Origin of the sequence: Actinosynnema sp. ALI-1.44 (assembly GCF_001984155.1) — a bacterium.
In the GTDB taxonomy this organism is placed as follows: Bacteria; Actinomycetota; Actinomycetes; order Mycobacteriales; family Pseudonocardiaceae; genus Kibdelosporangium.
Genome location: NZ_MTQO01000049.1, coordinates 356,799 through 361,030, shown reverse-complemented (window position 1 = coordinate 361,030; position 4,232 = coordinate 356,799). Strand labels below are relative to the sequence as shown.

The following is a 4,232-nucleotide window of genomic DNA, read 5'->3' as shown; positions in this document are numbered from 1 at the left end:
CCGTCCGGAAAGGACCGATGATGACACTCGCACACATCGTCGAGGGTTCCGGCCCGGCCGTGGACCGGCTTCGGCGCGACAGGGACACGCTTCGCGCCCAGATCGTCGAGCACGGCGCGATCCTGCTGCGCGGCTTCGACGTCGGCGGTGCGGACGGGTTGGAGGCCGCCGTGCGGGCGTTCTCCGGCGAGCCGCTGACCTACACCGAGCAGTCCTCACCGCGCAGCGTGATCAAGGGCAAGGTCTACACGTCCACGTCCTACCCGCAGCAGCAGGAGATCCCGCTGCACAACGAGATGTCGTACCAGGCTGTGTGGCCGTTGACCTTGTTCTTCCACTGCGTCGAACCGCCGCTCACCCAGGGCGCGACCCCGCTGGCTTCGGTCCGCCAGGTGTACGAACTGATCGACCCGGAGGTGCGTGCGGAGTTCGAACGCCGCCGGTGGATGGTCGTGCGCAACTTCGGCGAGGACGTCGGGCTGCGCTGGTGGACCGCGTTCTCCACCGAGGACCGGTCCGAAGTGGAGCGGCAGTGCGCCCGCGGCGGGATCACTCCGAAGTGGATCGGGACCGACGGGCTGCGGACCGAAGCCGTCCGCGACGCGGTGCACAAACACCCGGTGAGCGGGATGCCGGTGTGGTTCAACCACGTCGTGATCTTCCACGAGAGCAGCCTGCCGGAGGACGTGCGGGAAGGCATCGCCGAGATCTACGGCCCGGACGGGTTCCCGCAGAACTCGTACTACGGCGACGGTGGCGTCATCCCCGACGACGTGGTCGCCCACCTCCGCCAGTGCTACCGGTCCGCGTCCACGCGGTTCGACTACCAGCGTGACGACCTGCTGCTCGTGGACAACATGTCCGTGGCGCACGGCCGTGAACCGTTCACCGGGCCACGGAAGATCGCGGTGGCGATGGGGGAGGCGTCAGCCTGATCGCGTCGGGTGATCCGGCACCGGCCCGGGTCACCCGCGATGGGCCGACCACGCCGCCCACAACCGGGCATACCGGCCACCCGCCGCGACGAGTTCGGCGTGCGTGCCGTGCTCGACGATCCGGCCGTGGTCGAGCACCACGATCGAGTCGGCCGCGGCGGCCTGCGTCAGCCTGTGCGCCACAACGATCCCGGTGCGGTCGCGCAGCGCGGCTTTCGCGGCGGACTCCAGGACCCTGGCGCCCGAACTGCCCGCTTCGGCCGTGGCTTCGTCGAGAATCGCGAGCAGGGGATCGGCCAGGATCAGCCGGGCAAGAGCGACTTGTTGTGCCTGCGTCACGGTCAGCGCGTGCCCGCCGTCGCCGACGACCGTGTCCAGGTCCGGTCCGCGCCAGCCGACCGCGTCGAGCGCGGACCGCAGTTCCTCTTCTCCGGCCCCGGGTTTGGCCAGCCGGAGGTCGTCCGCGAGGGGACCCGCGAACACGTGGACCTCCTGGGTGACGAGCACAACGGCTTTCCGAAGAGTCAGCCGGTCCATGTCGGACACCGCGACGCCACCGATGTGGACCGTGCCGCTGGTCGGCTCGTGCACACCGGCGAGGAGCTTCGCCAGCGTGGTCTTGCCGCCGCCGCTCGCCCCGACGAGCGCGACCGTGCTGCCCGCGGGGATGTCCAGATCGACACCGTGCAGAACCGGGTGATCGGCGACGTACGAATGCCGCAGGCCGACCGCTTTCACCGACCCGTCGACCAGCGACTTCGCCGACGACTCCGCCACGGGGTCGCTCATGGTGATCACGCCGAGCAACCTGGCCAGGCTCGCGGCCGCCGACTGCACCGTGTCCAACAGGAACAGTACCGAGTTGATCGGCCCGAACAGGTTCGCGAAGTACAACGCCGCCGCGCTGGCCGCACCGATCGTGACCGACCCTGCCTGAACCAGAAGGAAACCAGCGACCAGGACAGCGGACAACCCGACCAGTTCAGCCGCGTTGAGACGACCGAAGAACTGCGTCTGCGTTCTCGTCACCGCGACGATCAGCTTGATCGTCGCATCGACTTTCCGGCCCACCAACGAGACGTGCTCGTCGTTGAGCCGGAACGCCCGGACCGTCTCCGCGCCGCCGACACTCTCGAACAACTGCTGTTGTTCACCACCGGCAGCCACGCGACGGGCCGTGTACAACGGGCCCGAGCGCTGCACGTACCACCGGGCGGTTGCGGCCTGGATGGGCACAGCGAGCAGCGCCGCCACGCCGAACCGCCAATCCAGCGCGGCGAGTCCCACCAGGGTGAGCCCGAGAACCAACGCTGACTGGATGAAGTCCGGCAACGCGGTGCGGACCGCCTGGCTGATCATGGCGACGTCCTCGGTCACCCGGGACGTGAGGTCACCCGACCCGCCCGCCTCGATCCGGTCCAACGGCAGATCCAGCACCTGGGCGACGAAGTCCTCCCGCAGGCTTGCCAGGACCCGCTCGCCGAGCCGGGCGACCAACGTCAAACCACCGAACGCGAGAATGCCCTGTGCCAGTGCCGCGCCGCCCACCAGGAGCACCCGGTCGGTGATCGCGCTGACGTCACCAGCGACCGCGAGATCCACGATGGACCCCAGCAGGGGCGCGGTGACCAGGCTCAACCCGGCCGCGCCCAGCAGGCACACCATGGCAGTGACGGCCATCAGCTTGTGCTTCGCGACCAGTTTCAGCATCAGACGCCGTGTGTCACGCGGCGAACTGATCGGCAACAGCGTCATGCCAACACCGCCGCACGGTAGTCGGCGTTGTCGCGGATCAGGTGCGCGTGCGTCCCGCTTGTCCCGGCGAACAGCACTCGGTCGGCCTCGGCGAGCAGAGCCGGGCTGGTGGTGATGACCACAGTGGTCCTGCCGTCCCGGATCGTTCTGATGCCACGTGCGATCTCCGCTTCGGTCACGGCGTCGACGGCTGTGGTCGGGTCGTGCAGGACAAGGATTGGCGGGTCGGCGAGCAACGCCCTGGCCAACGCGACACGTTGCCGTTGTCCGCCGGACAACGACCGTCCACGTTCGGTCACCGTTGTCCGCAAGCCATCAGGCAGAGCATCGGCGACCTGGTCGACCCCCGCGGCGCGCATGACCTCGGTGGCGTTCATGTGGGGCGCGGCCGCTGCGGTGACGTTGTCGATGATGGTGCCTGCGAACAGGTCCGCGTGATGCGGCGAAACCAGGACGTCCGAGCGCGCGGCGAGACCGCGTAACAGCGGCGCGGGTTCCTCGGTCACCACACAGACGAATTCGCCCTCTGCCATGGCGATTTCGACACTGTCGGCCGCGATGTCCGGTTGTCCGACGGTTTCGGCGATTCTCCCCGCCGAGGCCCGGCCCGCCGCCAGGGCGGCCGTGATCTCACCGAACGTGTTCAACGGGCCCACCAGGAACACCGCGAGGCCCGCGGCGGAGACCAGTTGCCCCACCGTGATGCTCCCCGACGCGGCCAGCCGCCCACCCACCAACGCCACGATCGCGAGGAAAACACCGTTGACCACGATCACCGCCGCCGAATACCCGGCCTCGGCCCGTGTGGTGTGCAAGGTCGCCCGCAACGACTCACGGCTGATCCGCCGATACCGGGCCAGCGCCGCCCGTTCCGCGCCGATCCCCTTCAGGATCCGCACGCCACGCACCAGGTCGGTGGCCACCCCCGCCGCGTCGGCCGCGCGTTCCTGCTGAGCGGAACTCCGCCGCTCCAACGGCATGCTCATCAGCCGCACCAGCAGCAACAGCGGGGGAGTACCGAGTACGATCAGCAGTCCCAGTGGGATCGACACGGCCAACAACGCCGTACCCGCGACGATCGCGCCGACCGCGGCGGCGATGCCGTGCGGCAACACGAAGTTCACCATCGTGGTCCGCCGGGCGTCGGACGTGGCGACGCTGACCACCGCACCGGGCAGCATGTCGATCGGACCGGCCAGCGCACGAGTCGTGACCGCCAGCCGCAGCCGCCGGTCCGCCTGAACTCCCGCGACCGTGCCGATCCTGGTGCCGAACCGCCAGCACAACGACAACACCAGGAAATCCAGCGCCAGCACAGCGAGCCAGAACAGCAGCCGGCTCGTCTGGCCGGACGCGACCGCCTTGTCGATGACCACTCCGATGAGGACCGGCACAGCCGCCTCACCGGCCTGGTGGGCGACGAGCAGCGCGCTGGCGGCCAGAATCCGGCCGCGTTGCGCGAACATCGACCGACGCAGAACCGATCGCCCGGTGGGCACAGCCTGGGACACCGCGCACCCTTTCGATCAACAAGCCGGGCAA

At 69.2% G+C, this 4,232-nt stretch carries 3 protein-coding genes; 1 reads left to right on the top strand and 2 read right to left on the bottom strand.

The annotated features are described in order from the left end of the window. The first annotated feature begins 20 nt into the window (after nt 1-20). Nucleotides 21-935: a TauD/TfdA family dioxygenase gene (locus tag ALI144C_RS31610; protein ID WP_083753592.1), complete on the top strand. Its 915-nt coding sequence runs from the start codon at nt 21-23 to the stop codon at nt 933-935. 30 nt (nt 936-965) lie between these two features. Here the strand turns inward: ALI144C_RS31610 and ALI144C_RS31605 are convergent, their stop codons facing one another. Together ALI144C_RS31605 and ALI144C_RS31600 are read right to left on the bottom strand one after the other, a co-directional pair. Continuing rightward, nucleotides 966-2,690, bottom strand: a complete 1,725-nt coding sequence (locus ALI144C_RS31605; RefSeq protein ID WP_076990819.1) for an ABC transporter ATP-binding protein — start codon at nt 2,688-2,690, stop codon at nt 966-968. Next, nucleotides 2,687-4,156 carry an ABC transporter transmembrane domain-containing protein gene (locus ALI144C_RS31600; RefSeq protein ID WP_076991011.1) on the bottom strand — a complete coding sequence of 490 codons (1,470 nt, stop codon included), beginning with the start codon at nt 4,154-4,156 and terminating at the stop codon, nt 2,687-2,689. The genes ALI144C_RS31605 and ALI144C_RS31600 overlap by 4 nt, the downstream gene beginning before the upstream one ends. Between the last annotated feature and the right edge of the window lie 76 nt (nt 4,157-4,232).